Origin of the sequence: Streptococcus sp. KHUD_010, assembly GCF_040207525.1 — a bacterium.
Lineage (GTDB): Bacteria > Bacillota > Bacilli > Lactobacillales > Streptococcaceae > Streptococcus > Streptococcus hominis.
In genome coordinates, this window is the sequence record NZ_CP157941.1 from 1,004,512 (window position 1) to 1,022,196 (window position 17,685).

Sequence of the window (17,685 nt, forward strand, 5' to 3'; positions counted from 1 at the left end):
TTTTACTCTTACCAATCGCTTTTTTCTTTACGAATCTCTTCCAGCATTTCAGTTTCTTCTGCTGTGAACTCATATTTTTCTAGCAAATCTGGACGACGCTCGTAAGTCTTTTTCAAACTCTCATACAGACGCCATTTTCGGATATTTTCATGATGACCACTCATCAAAATATCTGGCACAATCATTCCACGAAAATCATAAGGGCGCGTATATTGAGGATATTCTAAAAGACCTGATGAAAAACTGTCATCAGTATGACTAACTTCCTTACCAAGAACTTCAGGAATCAGTCGTACCGTCGCATCAATCATCGTCATAGCAGCCAACTCTCCACCGGTCAAAACATAATCTCCAAGAGAGACCTCGTCTGTCACCAAACTTTTAATCCGCTCATCATAACCTTCATAATGCCCGCAGATAAAGATTAATTCCTCTTCTTGAGAAAGTTCTTCCGCATAGGCTTGATTAAATGTTCGACCAGCAGGATCCAACAAAACGACTCGTGGCTGATTTTTTTCAATCGCATCATAAGCATCAAAAATTGGTTGCGCTCTGAGCAGCATTCCCTGACCGCCCCCATAAGGCTCGTCATCAACATGCCGTGATTTCTCTGCATTTTCTCGAAAATTATGATAGTGAATCTCTAGTAATCCTTTTTCGCGCGCCTTACCAACTATTGAATGCTCCAGCGGGGCAAACATCTCCGGAAATAATGTTAAAATATCAATCTTCATCATCCAGCCCTTCCGGAATTTCCACATCTACTCGATTATTTTCAAGATCAATATTCAGCACAACAGGTGGAATATAAGGCAAGAGTAAATCGCGCTTACCTTTACGCTTTACCACCCAGACATCATTGGCACCCGGCTGCAAAATTTCTTTAATAGTTCCAATCAAAATATCCTGTTCATAAACATTTAAGCCAATAATTTCATGATAATAAAATTCGCCCTCATCTAAATCCGATAAATCTTCTTCAGCCACTTTCAAAGTAAAATCACGATATTTCTCAATGTCATTGATATGGTATATTCCTTTGAATTTGATAATATCAAAATTTTTCATCTTACGATGACTAGCAATTTCCACATTCATGACAAAATTATCTTTCTTATCAAAAAGGCCCAACATACTTCCCTTTTTAAAACGTTCCTCTGCAAAATCCGTCACCGATAGTACACGCATTTCACCTTGCAAACCTTGCGTATTTACAATTTTTCCAACATTATAATAGTTCATTTTCTCTCCAAATACTAGCATTCTCCTATTTATTCTATCATGAATAAAGGGAATTCTCAAGAAAACAAAGACCCACCCACGCTATGATGTGATATACTCCCCTTATAGTGGACAATGAAAAAACAAAAATTCACTAAAACTATAAGGGGAGTTTTCCTATACTTTCTATAAATTAGCTCAAGCGTATTATATACAGCTTGGAGCTTCTATCACAAAAAAGAGCTATCAAAAATAGCTCAATATTTTCCTAAGTCTAAAATTTGATTATATCTACTTTCATCCTCAATATGGTGAGCAATTTCTAGCATCATAACAGATAGAGAAAACAGTAGCTCACGCACCATCTGGCTGTTTTCCTCGTCCAAGGCAGCAGTTACCTCATCTACTAGTAAAACATCCTTTTTACGCAGAAGAAATCTTGCCAGTTCAATCCGAACCCTCTGACCACCCGAAATATTGTCACCATTGTTACTGACAACAAAGTCCAACCCTTCTGTTAATTCATTGTCGAGCTTGACTTGTTTTAAAACAGACCACAAATCTTCATCAGAAAAGACTTGTCCCAAAGTCAAATTATATCGAACCGTGTCATTAAAAAGGAATGGATGCTGGCTAATGATACCAACACTAGATACAAAATGAGATGTATATTTATTAGTTGTTGTCACACCAGTAATCTGACCTTCATCAGCCTGCTCCTCACCAATAATTATCCGAAACAATGTCGATTTCCCACAGCCACTCGGTCCCTTGATTAAAATTTTCTAACCAGTTTGGATGTCCAAGTTCAGATGGGAAAAAAGCTGTCTGTTACCATAGGACTTACTTAGATGTTGGATGTGTAGAGCACGAAGTTCTTGCATATCATCTTTCGCCAGTTGTTTATCATCTTTACTGTCTAATACTCCATAAATCTTGTCCGCAGTCGTTTTTGCCCCTTGGATATCTACTGCATCATACATAATTGTCTGGATAAGGACTCACCAGCTGACCAGCTGCGATGTACATGGCGACAAGACTAGCGACAGATACCCTATGACCATTCATAGCAAAGAAGAAACCTAACACAAGCGGTAAAACCTGACTCAGAAATACCATAAAGCCATTGCAAAAGAAGACGATATTATGGGTGAAACAAAATTTTTGGATAGCTCGTTGATATTTCCAATTCACATTCCACAATTTTTGTCTATTTTCCAGAATCGCTTGATTCATGAGCAGAGTCTGCGCCCCTCGGATGCTGTCAGATACCTGATTATGAACCTCCACTCTGCCTTGAGCCATATCGTCACCAGTATGTTTGAGCCTTTTGTTCATTAAATATTGAGGAATAGGGCGTAAGATAGTAAAAAATACAAAAATACTCCCCAGTAACAGATTTTGCGTAATAATATAAATAGCTGTTAGTAAAGCAACAAATCCCCAGCAAATTATGTTAATGTACTTTTCTAAATAATTATCCCCCAAATACTCCATATCTTGTGTGAGCATGGTGATTTTTTCATCTTCGCTATAATCTTTATTTGTCATTAACTTACCAAATAAATCTGCTCTCATATTCATCTGAATTTCTCGCCGAAATACGTTATGTGTGTGATTGCAAAAGAGCATCAAGCTATACAAGACAAAGTAGACTGTAAAACCCAAAATAGCAAATTGCACGATCTTAAAATAGGTCAGTTCTCCTTGGTTTAAGGACAAAGCTCGAGATACTACTAAAGGTTGAGCAAGAGCCAATCCTCCATTTGCCAGTGCCCCGATGACAGTATAAAATTTCGTTTTCTTATCCAGATAGTGAAAAATTTTATTCATAATGTCCTCCTGGAAAAATAGAGAGGCTAGCACTCCTCTCCATATTATCATTTCTAATCTACTAACTGCAAATATTACAGGTATTGGTTACAGTTTCTGATCTCTTAGGAAGTTCTTTGTTTTTCTTTAAATGCATTATACATCCATTAAAATAATGATTCAAGTAAAACTCAGAAATCCATTTTGTATCAGGTCTGCTGTATAAAGTTCAGGTTCTGTAAAGAGAAGATAGAATCCATAAACCTCTGTAAAAAGAATAGCACAAGCCAGTCCTATAAAAAACACACCACTGTCTAGGATTAGGAGTCACCAAAGAATCAAGACAATCACTCTCACAGCCATGAGAATGAGAGGAAGAATCAGATAATCTTCTTTTTCATGGCCTTCAAACTCTACTTCACGGTGCTCTTGGAGGGCGATTTCTAGTTGACTAGTGATTTCTCTCTTCGAGAAGAGTCCCCCAGTCGCTTCCTCGTAATGTTCTTTGAGTTCCTTATAAGTTTAGTATCCCTTTTGTCGGACTAGATAGAAAATCACGATGTACCATGACAATTGTATTTCCTTCTGCATGCTTCCTCCTTAAATACAAAAAAGCGAGAATTATGAAAATAGTTCTCACTTGAGATAAATAATTCTTTAAAAAAACAAAAATCCCTGCCAAACAAATTTTGACAGGGATTTTTAACAAGGAATCAAATGATTTCACCTGTTTTTTCATTTGCTTATCGCAATCAAAGACTGGTAAATCGGGATCCCACTCCCAAATTGCTATGTGATTCTTATTTCAAAGTAACTGAAACTCCAGCTTCCTTGGCGATAAGATTGGATGTTGTGTTTTCAAAACCAATTTCTGAAAATAACTTTAGACTTGATAACAGCACTTGACGTTGTTTTAAACTCAAATTGCTATTTTCTAATGTCTGGGCATACTTTTATTCTAAACTTTCCATCACTAGCACCTCCCTGCTACTCTCTTACTTTTACGACTTTCTTACCTCGAGTGTGTCCCAATTTTAGACTACGATATGCTTCTCTAACTGACTTTAGAGAAAAGTCATATACTTGATCAATATTTAGCTGAACCTTCCCATCTGAGACCATCTCCGCTAGAGCCTTAAAATCATCATATGTAGAGTGTCTCGGACCCGTGAACTGAGCTCCTCTTATTGTAACATATGGAGAAGGTACTAGAGTTCCGATCTCACTCCCCTTCAAACCTAGACTAAAAGCTAACTTAACGTAATCACTTCCATAGCAATCCAAGAATTTTGTAATCGGCTTTGGAGTTGCTGATAGAAGAGCATTTTGGATGTTCTCTTCGTAAGCTACTGGTATGGCGCCTAAGGACCTCAGATATTCTGAATTCTTCTTACTTGCAATTCCGATAACCGTTGTACCCTTAGCAACTGCATACTGTACTGCAATACTTCCAATACCACCTGTCGCTGCTGAAATAACTACAACATCTTTAGAATTTAACTCAATTTTTCTAAAAGCACCACCCACAGTTAGAGAGGCTACACCCATAGTAGCTGCGTGGTTCATATCAATCATCTTTGGTTTTAATACAATTTCCGATACATTGACACAAATTTCTGTTGCCAAAGCTCCCCTCTTGGTCCCCAATCCAGGGTCACTGATCATTGATCCAAAAACCTTATCCCCTACTGAAAACGTATTTACTCCTTCACCAATTTCTGTGATGACTCCAGCGAAATCCCTACCAACACCTCTTGGAAAAAGAGATGATTTCGACTCAAACCAACGACTGGGATTCCTTAGTTTCGCCATAAAAGATAAAAATCTAAGTGGCTTTGCACCCTCAAAAGTTTTATAATCAATAGGATTTAAACCAACAGCATGAACTTCTACCCTAACTTGATTCGCTTCTAAAGAATCAGATTTAATATTCACCAAATCTAACACTTCTTCATCACCGAAACGACTATATTGTATTGCTTGAACAACCATTTTATGAACTCCTTTGCCTTTCACGTATTGAGTGAGTGCTCAATTATTTTTTTGATTATATGCTTATTCTTCAAAGATGTCAACTATACTGTTCCCACAACATCTAACTAAGTTAGATGTTCATAATAAAAATGAATCGAATTTCAGTATCTTGATAAATAAAAAGATTGCTTGCTCAATAGCTCTATATTTTTTTATAAAAGATTACCCGTGGTGCTAGTTAACGTCAAAACAACAATAAAAAGCCCAAAAGGACTATACTGTAAGTGATGAAACAAACAGGAGGTTATCCAAATGAGCCACTTACAGTATACCGCTAAATCCCATCATTTACAATGGAATATGAAGCAATTATCCAAAATTTGTCATCAGCTTTATCGGGATTATTGCCCCGATTCATTGAAGCATCGCCGTAATGTCAGCTTGTCAAAAGTTTCGGATGAATTTCTATTAGTCCTACTGTTATTGCAAGCTGAACTAGGAATCAAATCGCAACGTCATTTTCACCGAATCTGTCGACTATTTCCCTGTGGCCGACTGCTTGAAAGAAGTCGCTTCAATCGTCGTTCAAGACAGTTGATTTGGTTGCTACAACTCATTCGACAAGCGATGAATGACCAAGTGTCCTCCGATACGATTGCCATCGTAGACAGTTTTCCCCTACCACTTTGTCAGTCTGTTCGCAACCATAGAGCAAGTATTTTCGAAGGAGTGGCAGACATTGGCTACAATGCGTCAAAACACCAGTGGTTTTACGGTTTCAAAGTTCACATGCTCGTTACCTTATCTGGCTATATTCTGAACTATATTGTCACCTCAGCTTCTGTTCATGATATCAAAGTGGTGGAGGATTTATTGGAAGGCTGCCAACAATCTGTGATTTTAGCAGATTTAGGTTATCTCAGCCAGGCTCTTAAAGATCGGTTGAAACAGAGAGGGTATCATTTATGGACGCCCTTGCGTCAGAATATGGGAAGCGCGAGCCAGCATAACAATGGGAGATTACTGGCTATGAGGCGAACCATTGAAACTCGCTTTTCTGAGTTATGTGCTCTCTTTGATATGGAACACACCTTCGCCAGAGGAGTAACTGGACTACAACTGAGGATTGAACAAATCCTATTGGCTTATAATTTGAGCTATTTTGAACTTAACTAGCACCACGGGTAAAAGATTATCAAACTATAACTCAAAGAAATCCGACTGCTTATAAAAGCAGCCGGATTTTTATATATCTAATTTTTCAAAAAATTTGCTTGTTGACTGCTTTTCTTTTAGCTTCTCCAGTAGCTCATTCTCCAGAAAAGGACCTAGTTCGTCAAAATCTTGACAAACCTTAAAGACAGTTTCTCTATCCAACTGGTCATAAGCTAGTTCGTAATAGTCCTTATGATGTTGCCAATTCTGCTCATAATTGATATCTGTTCGTTGATAGTAAACAATATTTTGCTTCGGTGTCAGGTAAATCTTCTGTATCAAAATGCTTTTCTGATCTTTGGATAACTTGCTGCGGCTGAAAATCTTAACCCCTTGAAAAATCTTTCGTTCATGGATACCCTGATTTGTGACTTTTAATTCAATTCTTTTATAATGCATACTGATACCTCCAGAAATCACCTACATTATATCAAGTTTTGGTAGATTTTCAAGCAAAAGTGTCATTTCCAAAAGTCTTTAGTCGCCTCTAAAATCTCTTCTGTCGGTGTTACTGTCGCTTCAATAATGCTCTTGCCAGTCTTTTTGAGATAGGCTTGTATCAAATGATAGCCATAAGCATAGCCCGCAGCATAGGGCATACCGACTGGTATTTGACCTTGAATCTCAGCTATTTCATCACCGTAAAGATAAGGAGCCATTTCCGCCATCCCTGTTAGCTGAAGCTGACTTGAGATGATGGGCTTGATCTCTTCTAACTGCTCTGGACTGGTTGAAGTGACCCAAGGTCCAATGAGCTCTTTGCCATAGAGCTCAGCTGCAAAAGACTCTGCCAGACCTTCACTAACTACCCAGTCTGCTAGTGTCGTCTGCTGATTCCATTTGATAAATTGGAAGTGGACATTATGGTTGCACTCGTGAGCCAACGCCGCCTGCACACGTGGTAAAGTATAGTCATTTGGTAGCAGACTAAGCATGAGGTAGCCTGGAATTCCGCCATCTCCGCTATAACCCTTATTGAGCTGTAACATGGGCTTTTCAGGGTTTCCCAATAAAATAGTAAAATAGTAATCCTCAACATCTAAGTCATAGCCAGCCTGCTCAAAAAGACCAATACTCCTCTTGATGGTATCTTGACAATCCTGCCAGAGTTGATCAGAGCTCAGAGCGTTGATAGCTGGTCTATCCTTCTCTGACAGAGTTCCGGGTAGCTGATTCATAAAACCAAGTAGGAATAGAGCATCAAATCCTCCGGGATACTTGGCTTTCAGAGGAATATGTTGAGTTTGGTATTTGGTTGCAAAAGGTGCTAATATTTTAGCTCGAAAGCAACCTTCTCTCTTTTCTAAAGGAAGTTCGAGCATCTCTTGATAAACTTTATCTGAACGAATCATATTAATTTTCATAGTAATCTCCTTTCTTATCTACTATTAGTATAATCCCTTACCTAAGGTCAGAGTCAAGAAGAAAATTGAATTTATATCAAAATTCTAGTAACTTTTAGAAAAATGACGTACTAGATCTTTCGTATTAGACTATAATTTCCAGGTAGATTTACCTATTTAGAACAGAAAAAACCACTACTCTTACGAATAGCGGTTTAATCATGTTTTTAAGCTACTAATGTAGTCGCTCTATTATTTAAGAGTAACTGAAGCTCCAGCTTCTTCCAATTTAGTTTTGATTTCTTCAGCTTCTGCAGTTGCAACACCTTCTTTAACAACAGTTGGTGCTCCGTCAACAAGTTCTTTAGCTTCTTTAAGACCAAGACCCGTGATTTCACGAACAGCTTTGATAACGCCGACTTTCTTGTCGCCTGCTGCAGTCAATTCAACGTCAAATGAATCTTTTGCAGCGGCAGCTTCACCAGCACCAGCAGCAGCTACAGCTACAGGAGCAGCTGCAGTTACACCAAATTCTTCTTCGATAGCTTTTACAAGGTCGTTCAATTCAAGGATTGAAGCTTCTTTAATTTCAGCAATAATATTTTCAATGTTCAATGCCATTGTTATTTCCTCCAAATATATTTTCGTTATTTATTATTAGTTTGTAGCATAGGCTACGCGCAACTTAAAATTAAGCTGCTTCTTCTTTGTTGTCTGCAACCGCTTTGACTGCAAGAGCAACATTGCGAACTGGTGCTTGAAGCACAGATAGTAGCATAGATAGAAGTCCTTCGCGATTTGGAAGAGTTGCAAGAGCAACGATTTCTTCTTTAGATGCAACAGCACCTTCAATAGCTCCACCTTTAATTTCAAGTGCATCAACTTCTTTAGTAAAATCATTGATGATTTTTGCTGGTGCTACAACATCTTCATTTGAAAATGCAACAGCAGATGGTCCAACAAATGCATCAGCAAGACCTTCAAGTCCAGCTTTTTCAGCTGCACGACGTAAGATTGAGTTTTTAATGACTTTATACTCAACTTCGCTTCCACGAAGATTACGACGAAGAACTGTGTCTTGTTCAACTGTAAGACCACGAGCATCAACAACAACGATACTTGCAGCTGCTTTCATTTTTTCAGCAACTACATCAACTAGTTCCGCTTTTTTTGCAATACTTGCTTCACTCATTTAGTGTTTCACCTCCGTAATTATTTTGCTTGGGGAATTTTTCCAAAAGAAAAACGCGCCCAAACCTAGACACGAAAGTACAATACGTTTCTTTTACATGATCCGTTTTGTCCTCGGTAGGATTTTTATGAGTCGAGCTCCCCTACTGTCTTAGGCAGTTTTTTCAAACCAAGAATTATTGTAACATAAGAAAAAAAAGATTGCAAGAGTTTTTGATAATTTTTATAGCTAGAGCGAAAATCTATCCTTTTTGCTTAGTAGATTTATTAAATTTTTCAAAAGAAAAAAAGCAGACCATAAAGACCTGCCCTAAATATCTTATATTATGCTTTTACAATTGGAATCCAAAGTTCCATTTTGTAGTCTTTGCTATCCACATCCCCTTCATAGTAATATTCAAAGTCAGGACTTCCTGAATGAACATAACCATGCTCTGGAAAAAATACTTCCATTGCATATTTCCAACCATTACGAATACACTCTGGAACACTTCCTGTTAACTCTACAATAGCATATTCTGCTTCTTTAATTTCTAGAATATCTAAGCCCATACTTTTTACTTTGTCTACATCGGTAACGATATAACCTGCTATATAGTTTATGATACTTGGATTTTCTACATCATGACAAACGCCTACACTTTGTCCTTCTCCCAAACTTGCAAGCTCATCATGGCTATATTTTTCATATAGCTTCTCCCAAATACTCGGACATAATGATGAATTGATATTTTGTTCATTCCTACCTGCAACTGTAAATGAATTTTTCTTTTGAATTGTGATGTTCATACTTCTTCCTCCTCTTACACTTAGTACTAGCTGCACTCGTGAAACTATTTTGAATGGTTTTCCATTTCTTACCTCTGAAGGTGTAAATCCATGAAATTTTTTGAATGCAGTCCCAAATGAATCAGATGATTCATATCCATACTTCATCGCTATATCAATGACCTTGATATCGGTATCTCTCAGTAAAACAGCTGCTTCTGTCAGCTTTCGACTTCTAATATACTCCGATAATGTTATATCTGTTAATATAGAAAAGAGTCTACTAAACATAGGATAAGAATAGGTGGATAAACGGGTAATTTCATCTTCATCTATTTCGTTGTCCAACACACTTTCAATGTAGTTAATGGTTTCATTAAAAAATTGAATCATCAGCATATTTTACCTCTATTCATGATTTTCTATCTTATATGGAGATACCGGAATCTCTAACTTCTTTGCCTTATACCTAGTACAATGATTTTTCAAAATTTTATCCCTTGATACATCGAAGACACAAATCCCTAAACCGCTCGTCCAATTGAGCAATCTCCATCAGGGTATCTGCTAAAACATTATAGTCATCATGACCGCTGTCCAGATAGGCTTGGCTAAAAAGCAGAGCAATTTTTTCCTTCAAGGCTGCCCTGATAGGATCGTAGTCTTTCAAAAACTGACTCAAGTAAAGACTTCTAGCTGCTGCTAAACGAAATGAAAAAAATTGATGGAGCTGTTTTTGTTCTGCATTTAAGCCATTTGCTCGAATGGTTTTAGCATATTCCTCAATTATACCAACCTCGCCAGTTTCATATCGTTGTTTCATGATAGCAGAGACATTGTGATAAATCTCCTGACTAGCCGGAAGCTTATTTCTTTGCAAGCTTCCCCACATAGAATAAGCCCCTCTTTTATAGTCAATCGCTTCTGCTTTCCATGCTTTGCAAAAATCACGAAAACCCATTTTCACACAAGGATAGCCTGCCGGATCATGGAAATAAATCCAATGCTCATCCATGTCATAAACTGAAACAAAATGATCCACACCTTGTAGATGGTTATAATTGAGATTATAAGTCAGATATCCCATATCCAAAGGACCTACAATAACAGAGCCATGGTCTAGATATTTCTTGAGTTTTTCTTTTAGTTCTATCACATTGACTGGCTCTGAAGAATCACAGAAAAACTCCTCATAGTCAAATCCAAGAATTTGTAAACAATGACTAATGGACTCATCTGGCATGCCAGTATCAAAGAAAACCAAAGGATGTCTGTCATCTTTTTTCACAAGGGTAGCTCCATTACCCATGACCATGATCGCTTCTAGGTAGTCCGAGCGAAAATCATAGCCCGCAGCCTGTAAGACCATAGCTGTCGAATGAGAATAGCAAATCGGAATATCACCAAAGTATAAATTCATCTTCCTACCTCCTTTTCTATAGTATAGAAGGTAGAAAATTTTACCGCCCCATCAAATTTGTACAGAGTTTATGGGGTTAAGGTGGAGAAGGAAACTTCACACATTTTATCGTAAATCAAAAGGAGCTTTTTAAAAAATGAAACTGTTTTCTGAAGACATTGAAATCTAAACTTTTACTTTGCAATTTTACAATTTTTCTAACCATTATTACCACTCAGACCCAATGCTAAATACCCTGAGGAGCGCATCTGATTTTCAGCCTCTAACTTTTTAACAATCTCTTTTGTTACTGAATAAAGTGTTTCATCATTGAAATATAATTTACCAACGTTTTCTTTTTTCTCGGCATTCAATTTTAACAACATCTTTACGACTTTTTACAAATCTAAAATGCTGATTTCAATCTTCAAAAACTGAAAGAATAACGGCTTTTTCTTGCTCTGTACAAGCAACCAGTGGGAGGCGGAGTGATCCGACTTCAAAACCTTGATAATTTAGCACAGTTTTAAGTGGTGCTGGGCTTGTCACAGAAAAGAGAGCTTCTATTTTTGGTAACAGCTGACGTTGAATCTGAGCAGCTTTTTTCAGATTGCCCTCATCTAAGGCTGAAAACATTTCATAAAAATCATCACCATTGGTATGAGCCGCAACAGATATAACACCCTGTGCTCCGATTGCCTTTGCATGAAAAGCTTGTCCGTCTTCCCCAGTATAAATTAGAAAGTCCTGTGGCGCGTTTTCAACCAAATGTGTAAGAGTATCTATACCCGTACAGTCTTTGATAGCAATAACATTTGGCAACTGCGCCAAGCGCAAGGAAGTTTCTACTGTCAAACCAGCAACCGTTCGGCTTGGAACATTATAAATAATAATTGGCAGATTTGAAGCCTCCGCAATCGCTTTATAATGCTGATATAGACCTTCTTGAGTCGGTTTGTTATAATAAGGAGTCACTGCAAGTCCGGCAGCAAAACCACCAAATTTGTCAACTTCACGCGCGAATTCAACTGAATCTCGAGTATCATTTGTACCAATTCCGGCTATCAGCGGAACTCGCCCTTTTACAATCTTTTGAACTGCTGCAAATAATTCCAGCTCCTCTTCATGCGTCAGAGTTGGGCTTTCGCCTGTCGTTCCTGCGATAATCAATCCTTCTGTATGATGCGCTAAAAGATGTTCAATCAGCTTAGAAAGAGCTTCAAAGTTAATACCACCGTCCTCTTTAAACGGTGTTACAAGTGCTGTTATGATTCTTGCTTTTTTTAAATCTTCTATAGACATAAACCTCGTCCTCCTAGCATGCAAAATACAACTATACGAATATTATCTCACATTTTACTTCAATTCGAAAATGACCTCTGCTGTTGGATGCACCAAGCCACGCTCATGCAAAGTTTCAGCAATTTGAACAGAATTCCAAGCAGCACCTTTAAGCAGATTGTCTGAAACCACCCACATATGGATGCCTTTTTCAGCGTCCAGATCTTTGCGGATACGACCAACAAATGTTTCTTTTTTACCGACAGCATCGACAGCCTGAGGGTAGATTTGATGAGCAACATCATCCTCTAATACTGCTCCTGGGAAGTTCGCAATAGCTGCTTTGACCTCTGCGATGGGTGCTACTTCTTTTGTCTCGATGTAGACAGACTCTGAGTGTGCTGAAAGAACAGGGATACGAACACAAGTAGCAGAAACCGCAATCGTATCATCTTCCATGATCTTCTTGGTTTCATTGGTCATCTTCATCTCTTCGTAGGTGTAGTCATTGTCCGTAAAGACATCGATTTGAGGAAGAGCATTAAAAGCAATCGGATAGTGCTTCTTGTCGTCGCCGGAAGGCAAAATCTCAGCCTTGACATCACGCGGATCGACTCCGTCATTTAAGACCTCACGCAGTTCACGCTGAGTCTCAAGAATAGCTCCCATACCAGCTCCGGACACAGCTTGATAGGTCGATACGATGATGCGCTCTAAGCCCCATTTCTGACGAATCGGCTCCAGCGCCACCATCATCTGAATGGTGGAACAGTTAGGACAGGCAATAATCCCGTTATGAGCATCAAGTGCATGAGCATTCACTTCCGGTACTACCAGAGGCACATCAGGATTCTGACGAAAATGAGAGGTATTGTCAACGACAACAGCTCCTGCCTTGACAGCGTAAGGAGCATACTTGGCAGACGTTGAGCCACCTGCTGAAAAGAGAGCGATATCTACACCTTCAAAGGCAGTTTCCGTTGTTTCTTCAATTGTGATGTCTTGGTCTTTGAATTTCAAAACTTTCCCAGCAGAACGAGCTGAAGCCAAGTAGCGTACTTTCTCAATTGGAAGACTTGATTCTTCCAGCATTTTAATCATTTGAGCTCCAACGGCACCTGTAGCACCAACCACAGCAACTGTATATCCCATAACATACCTCTCTGAATTTTCAAAAAATTTGTGTATTGCTGGTATTATACTACTTTTCTAAAGAATTGAAAAGACTTATAAGAAAAAAATCCCCACTAAAAAGTAGGGATTGAGGGCACTTTCGTGTGATGAGCAGGTTCACACAACTCATCAAGGTCCGCTCCTGCGTATATGACCTCCCATGCTCAATATGTGGCTTGCGCCACTTATCGACTCATCGCATATCTAGCATTCTACTATAGAAAATCCTAAAAGTCAAACTATTTTTTATGAGAGATTTTCTAGCTTATCCATATTTGAAATTGGTGTCTTAAAAGAGTAAAATAGTCTTTAGGAGGATGAAGTTATGGATACTATGAAACAGCCTGTCCCCATGCCTCAGGATACAAGAATAATGGCTCTCTTACTTGGTGCTGTAGGTGGTTGCCTTGATGTTTTCTCGCATATGCAATTTAGTACGCTAATCGCAACCCAAACAGGGAATATTCTTTTAATTGTAGCCGACTGGGATGGTCCAAGCGTAAAGACGGCTTATCGCATTCTTTCACTTGTCTTCTTTACTTTTGGTTTTATCCTTGGTATTCTACTTAAAGAACAGGCTCAAAGTTCACATTGGCGTACTTGGGGAATCTTACCGTTAACTCTCATCACTTTCCTCTTTCCGTTCTTTCACTCTCATTATTTTATCTGGGTGATATTATTTGCAACCTCTACCGGAATGGTCATGTTAACTTATACAGGCTCAAAAGTCGAGTCTCACCCCTACATGATTATGATGACCTCAGGAAATTATCGGAAAATGGTCACTGCTTGGTACGAGTATGTTCGTTTTAAAGAGCGTAGACATATTATTCAAAGACAGGCTGTTAATTACTCTATGATTGTTGCCAGTTTCATCGGCGGTGCTGTTTTTACTGGTTTTCTCACACGCTTCATTCATCAATATGCTATCTGGACAGTTACTGCTATTTTAACCATTATTATCGTCCATTATACTAGATATAATCATATACATCACTTAGAGCAAAAAAATATCTAACACTCAATAAACGCCCTGACAGAAGCAATTAGGGCGTTTTGCTATTATTTTTAAGAATGGTTTATCCCAGTAGTGTCACAACAACTGGAACAACGACTACAAATAAGACCGTGCTTAGTGTCACAACATTCGTGGTAAATTCCACATCGCCGTCTCCTTGGCTTGCAAGGATTGGAAGAACTGCAAGGGCTGGTGCAGCAGATTGAACGACGAAGGTTTTGTATTCCATTGCAGGCAATCCGCTTGCTACTAAATTCAAAAGAACAACCATTGTTAATGGCGCTAAAATAAATTTACCGACCAAGGTCACAACAGAATCCTTATCGAAGCGAATTGTGCTCAGACCTGCTTTAGCTAAAATGATTCCAATATAAATAAGAGACAGAGGAGTTACCAAGTTCCCGATATAGGTAAGAGTGCTGCTGGCAAAGTTAGGTACTTCCCAACCTAAAATAAGAAAGACTAAGGCAACGAGAAAACCAATCAAAGGAGCAGGCAGGAGTTTCTTCCAGTCAAATTTTCCTGCTTTTTTCTCGCCAGACTTGCTGTCGGTTGTCATGAGATAGACCCCGATTGTCCATGTCGAGATGGTGTTCGCAATATAGTAAACCAAGAAATATGGAAGTGCCTCGTCTCCAAAGAGAGCAACATTCAAAGGAAGCCCTATAAAGATTGTATTGGCATTGACAAAGGTATTAATCATCGTTGCCCGACGGCCTGGCCGTACTTTAAAGAGCTTAACGGCAACAAAAGCAAAAATGTATCCAATAGCAAAAGCTACCAAAACCCAAACAAGAGAACTTGATAACGAAATTAACTTACTCAAAGTCAGGTACTTCAAGACAGAGACAAAGATTGAAACCGGCAACGCTACATTCATAATGAGGCGGGACAGATTGGGACCGAAATCTTCTCCGAACCAGCCCCTTACTTGTAAGATATAGCCCAGTACAATGATTGCAATAATCGGGATGATACTTTGAATAGAGGTTAAAAAGATATTCATAAAAACCTCCTATCTAGTATTTTGGATACCATTTCAAATCACGTACTGCTTTAGCCATGTCTTTTTCGTCTGCTTGAGCAAGGCCTTGCTCTTGGGCTTTTTTAGCAACTGCTTCTGCTACCTTGATAGACACTTCTGTCACATATTTGAAAGGCGGAAGAACGGGAGCTCCGGGCTGGGTAATGTCCACAATACCGCTCAAAGAGTGAGCCGCAGCGCCAATCATTTCATCTGTCAATAATTTAGCTTCAGCTCCCATGACCCCAAGTCCCAAGCCAGGGTAAATAAGGGCATTGTTTGCTTGGCCGATTTGATAAGTAACACCTTTATACTCTACATCATCTGCCGGGATTCCTGTTGCGACAAATGCTTTCCCGTCTGACCATTTAATCAAATCTTCCGCAGTTGCTTCAGCTAATTTTGTAGGATTGCTGAGCGGGAAAATAATCGGACGGGCCGTGTTTTCACACATCGCTTCTACGATTTCCTTTGTAAATGTATTTGGCTGTGTAGAAGTTCCAACTAAAATCGTCGGTTTGACGGTTTTCACAACTTCAAACAAATTAGTCAGCTTATCTGCATTTGGGTAATCAGAGCGCTTCTTCGCAAACGGTTTTTGCTCAGGAGTTAAGTCATCCATATCATCAAAGAGGAGACCTTGCTTATCAACCATGAAAAAGCGTTTATAGGCTTCCTCTTCAGATAAACCATCCACAACCATTTCTCTGTGGACACGCGCAGCAATTCCTGCACCTGCTGTACCCCCGCCATAGCAGAGATAGACTTGATCCGTTAGTTTTTCTCCGGTGATGTCAAGTGAAGCAAAAATTCCGCCTAAGGTCACAATCCCTGTTCCCTGAATATCATCATTAAATGTTGGGATTCTATCCTTGTATTCGTTTAAAATCGTTGCAGCATTTAAGCGGCCAAAATCTTCCCAGTGCAGATAGAGCTTAGGGAAAAGACGTTCAGCTGTTTGGACAAATTGATCAACAAAATCATAATAACGCTCTCCGCGAACTCTTTCATGCCGATTTCCAAGATAATTTGGATTGTCTAATAATTCCTTGCGATTGGTTCCTGCGTCAATAACCAGAGGTAAAACAGATTTTGGATCAATTCCTGCTGCGGCTGTATAGACCATAAGCTTGCCGACTGAGATATCTACTCCGTTGGTTCCCCAGTCACCAATTCCTAGGATTCCTTCTGCATCCGTCACCACAATCAAGCGAATCTCACGGTCTCCTGCTGCATTTTTCAAAGTTGCTTCAATATTTTCAGGGTGGTTAATATCAAGATAACCAGCATATTGAGGGTCTACAAAAAGATCGCTGTATCCTTCAATCGTATCTGCAATTGTCGGATCGTACACGATAGGATTGAACTCTTTAATATGTTGGCTGAACAGATAGTAAAATAAAGTCCGATTGGTATTAAAAATTTCCATTAAAAACAAACGCTTTTCAAGGTTGCTTGGCTTTTGCTGATAGTGGTGATAGGTCTGAGCAGCCTGCTCTTCCAAAGTTTGGACATACGGAGGCAAAAGTCCTACCAATCCTAATTCTTGACGTTCTTCATTTGTAAAGGCCGTTCCTTTATTCAAAAAAGGATTATTTAAAATGTCATGTGCTTTCATGAGCTTTCTCCTTGCATTTTAAGAATATAGTCGTTTAGTTTGCTTTTAGTACAAGGCAACGAGCTGCAGGTATAACTGAAGTTAGGCAAAGCGAGTTAACACAGTAATAAAAGATAAACTAAATGACTATAATGACAATTGATTTTTAAAATCAACATAGCCGACTATAAAAAATTCACCTTCTTTTATATTTATTATAGCACGAATTGTGCTATAAATCATACAAAGTTTTATACACAGGGTTAAAAAGATAATGTGAAACTTGTATGATAGGTATATGAACAAAACAACTTTTTTACAGCGTTTTATTGCTAATAAGGTCCGCTTTCATAGAAAAGCAAAGGATTTAAGTCAAGAAGAATTATCTGAAAAAGCTGGTTTAGGCTTGAAATATATCAATCAACTAGAAAACCTAAGCAGCAATCTCAGCATTCAAACTCTGGAAAAAGTCATCTTAGCTTTAGATATGACACCGGAAGAATTTTTTGACTTTAGAAGTCTGGAAGGAAATAGAGATTCAAACCATCCTTTCTCCCTTAAACGCTTAAATATGAAAATAAAACAACTACCAAAGGAAAAACAAGAAGTATTCGTTGGCATTTTTGAAGACATTCTTGATAACCTTGACCAGTAGTCGCTTCAGTATTT

18 protein-coding genes, 3 pseudogenes and 1 other annotated feature are annotated in these 17,685 nt (G+C 38.6%); of the genes and pseudogenes, 3 read left to right on the forward strand and 18 right to left on the reverse strand.

What is annotated here, in order from left to right; all coding sequences use genetic code 11:
- Positions 1-8 precede the first annotated feature (8 nt).
- The 7 genes and pseudogenes from trmD to ABKA15_RS05020 form a co-directional block, all read right to left on the reverse strand.
- On the reverse strand, positions 9-734 hold the full coding sequence (gene trmD, locus ABKA15_RS04990; RefSeq protein ID WP_049512696.1) for a tRNA (guanosine(37)-N1)-methyltransferase TrmD: 726 nt from the start codon (positions 732-734) through the stop codon (positions 9-11).
- Positions 724-1,242 carry a ribosome maturation factor RimM gene (gene rimM, locus ABKA15_RS04995; RefSeq protein WP_049512702.1) on the reverse strand — a complete coding sequence of 173 codons (519 nt, stop codon included), beginning with the start codon at positions 1,240-1,242 and terminating at the stop codon, positions 724-726. Before rimM ends, trmD begins: the two co-directional genes overlap by 11 nt.
- Positions 1,243-1,478: 236 nt before the next feature.
- Positions 1,479-3,054 (reverse strand): annotated as a pseudogene (locus tag ABKA15_RS05000) (ABC transporter ATP-binding protein).
- Between the two features lie 159 nt (positions 3,055-3,213).
- The gene (locus tag ABKA15_RS05005) at positions 3,214-3,339 is read right to left on the reverse strand and encodes a DUF5966 family protein (RefSeq protein ID WP_225620255.1); all 126 of its coding nucleotides are present in this window, start codon (positions 3,337-3,339) and stop codon (positions 3,214-3,216) included.
- 21 nt (positions 3,340-3,360) lie between these two features.
- Positions 3,361-3,552, reverse strand: a pseudogene (locus ABKA15_RS05010) (hypothetical protein); the annotation flags it as partial.
- Positions 3,553-3,848: 296 nt separating this feature from the next.
- Positions 3,849-4,004 (reverse strand): annotated as a pseudogene (locus tag ABKA15_RS05015) (TetR/AcrR family transcriptional regulator); the annotation flags it as partial.
- 16 nt (positions 4,005-4,020) lie between these two features.
- Entirely contained in the window at positions 4,021-5,025 is a 1,005-nt protein-coding gene (locus ABKA15_RS05020; RefSeq protein ID WP_049512692.1) for an NADP-dependent oxidoreductase, read from the reverse strand.
- 294 nt (positions 5,026-5,319) lie between these two features.
- Here ABKA15_RS05020 and ABKA15_RS05025 point away from each other — a divergent pair, with 294 nt between their 5' ends.
- Positions 5,320-6,183, forward strand: coding sequence for an IS982 family transposase (locus ABKA15_RS05025; protein ID WP_049512690.1), 864 nt, complete (start codon positions 5,320-5,322; stop codon positions 6,181-6,183).
- Positions 6,184-6,252: 69 nt separating this feature from the next.
- Here the strand turns inward: ABKA15_RS05025 and ABKA15_RS05030 are convergent, their stop codons facing one another.
- The 9 genes from ABKA15_RS05030 to ABKA15_RS05070 all read right to left on the reverse strand — a co-directional run bounded on the left by ABKA15_RS05030 (position 6,253) and on the right by ABKA15_RS05070 (position 13,356).
- Complete coding sequence (locus ABKA15_RS05030; RefSeq protein ID WP_049512686.1) at positions 6,253-6,621, reverse strand: EXLDI protein; 369 nt, start codon at positions 6,619-6,621, stop codon at positions 6,253-6,255.
- Between the two features lie 62 nt (positions 6,622-6,683).
- A complete protein-coding gene (locus tag ABKA15_RS05035) occupies positions 6,684-7,586 on the reverse strand; it encodes a DUF2268 domain-containing protein (protein WP_049512684.1) in 903 nt (300 codons plus the stop codon).
- 231 nt (positions 7,587-7,817) lie between these two features.
- Positions 7,818-8,186, reverse strand: a complete 369-nt coding sequence (gene rplL, locus ABKA15_RS05040; protein WP_003024225.1) for a 50S ribosomal protein L7/L12 — start codon at positions 8,184-8,186, stop codon at positions 7,818-7,820.
- A 70-nt stretch (positions 8,187-8,256) separates the two neighbouring features.
- Positions 8,257-8,757: a 50S ribosomal protein L10 gene (rplJ, locus tag ABKA15_RS05045; RefSeq protein ID WP_049512252.1), complete on the reverse strand. Its 501-nt coding sequence runs from the start codon at positions 8,755-8,757 to the stop codon at positions 8,257-8,259.
- A 38-nt stretch (positions 8,758-8,795) separates the two neighbouring features.
- Positions 8,796-8,930, reverse strand: a sequence feature (ribosomal protein L10 leader region).
- Between the two features lie 150 nt (positions 8,931-9,080).
- A complete protein-coding gene (locus ABKA15_RS05050) occupies positions 9,081-9,923 on the reverse strand; it encodes an AraC family transcriptional regulator (protein ID WP_049512250.1) in 843 nt (280 codons plus the stop codon).
- Between the two features lie 94 nt (positions 9,924-10,017).
- Positions 10,018-10,944 (reverse strand): RADC, encoded by a 927-nt coding sequence (locus ABKA15_RS05055; protein WP_049512246.1) that lies wholly within the window; start codon positions 10,942-10,944, stop codon positions 10,018-10,020.
- A gap of 197 nt (positions 10,945-11,141) precedes the next feature.
- The gene (locus ABKA15_RS05060; RefSeq protein ID WP_157944426.1) at positions 11,142-11,309 is read right to left on the reverse strand and encodes a hypothetical protein; all 168 of its coding nucleotides are present in this window, start codon (positions 11,307-11,309) and stop codon (positions 11,142-11,144) included.
- 34 nt (positions 11,310-11,343) lie between these two features.
- Positions 11,344-12,225: a 4-hydroxy-tetrahydrodipicolinate synthase gene (gene dapA, locus ABKA15_RS05065; protein WP_049512244.1), complete on the reverse strand. Its 882-nt coding sequence runs from the start codon at positions 12,223-12,225 to the stop codon at positions 11,344-11,346.
- A 54-nt stretch (positions 12,226-12,279) separates the two neighbouring features.
- Complete coding sequence (locus ABKA15_RS05070; protein ID WP_049512242.1) at positions 12,280-13,356, reverse strand: aspartate-semialdehyde dehydrogenase; 1,077 nt, start codon at positions 13,354-13,356, stop codon at positions 12,280-12,282.
- Positions 13,357-13,702: 346 nt separating this feature from the next.
- Between ABKA15_RS05070 and ABKA15_RS05075 the strand changes: the two genes are divergently transcribed.
- Complete coding sequence (locus ABKA15_RS05075; RefSeq protein ID WP_049512240.1) at positions 13,703-14,395, forward strand: YoaK family protein; 693 nt, start codon at positions 13,703-13,705, stop codon at positions 14,393-14,395.
- Between the two features lie 61 nt (positions 14,396-14,456).
- Here ABKA15_RS05075 and ABKA15_RS05080 read toward each other — a convergent pair whose 3' ends face one another.
- Together ABKA15_RS05080 and ABKA15_RS05085 are read right to left on the reverse strand one after the other, a co-directional pair.
- A complete protein-coding gene (locus tag ABKA15_RS05080) occupies positions 14,457-15,401 on the reverse strand; it encodes an AEC family transporter (RefSeq protein WP_049512239.1) in 945 nt (314 codons plus the stop codon).
- A 13-nt stretch (positions 15,402-15,414) separates the two neighbouring features.
- Positions 15,415-17,037, reverse strand: coding sequence for a malolactic enzyme (locus tag ABKA15_RS05085; protein ID WP_049512237.1), 1,623 nt, complete (start codon positions 17,035-17,037; stop codon positions 15,415-15,417).
- Positions 17,038-17,314: 277 nt separating this feature from the next.
- On the opposite strand from ABKA15_RS05085, the gene ABKA15_RS05090 reads away from it, so the two are divergent.
- A complete protein-coding gene (locus ABKA15_RS05090; RefSeq protein ID WP_049512235.1) occupies positions 17,315-17,671 on the forward strand; it encodes a helix-turn-helix transcriptional regulator in 357 nt (118 codons plus the stop codon).
- Positions 17,672-17,685: the final 14 nt, after the last annotated feature.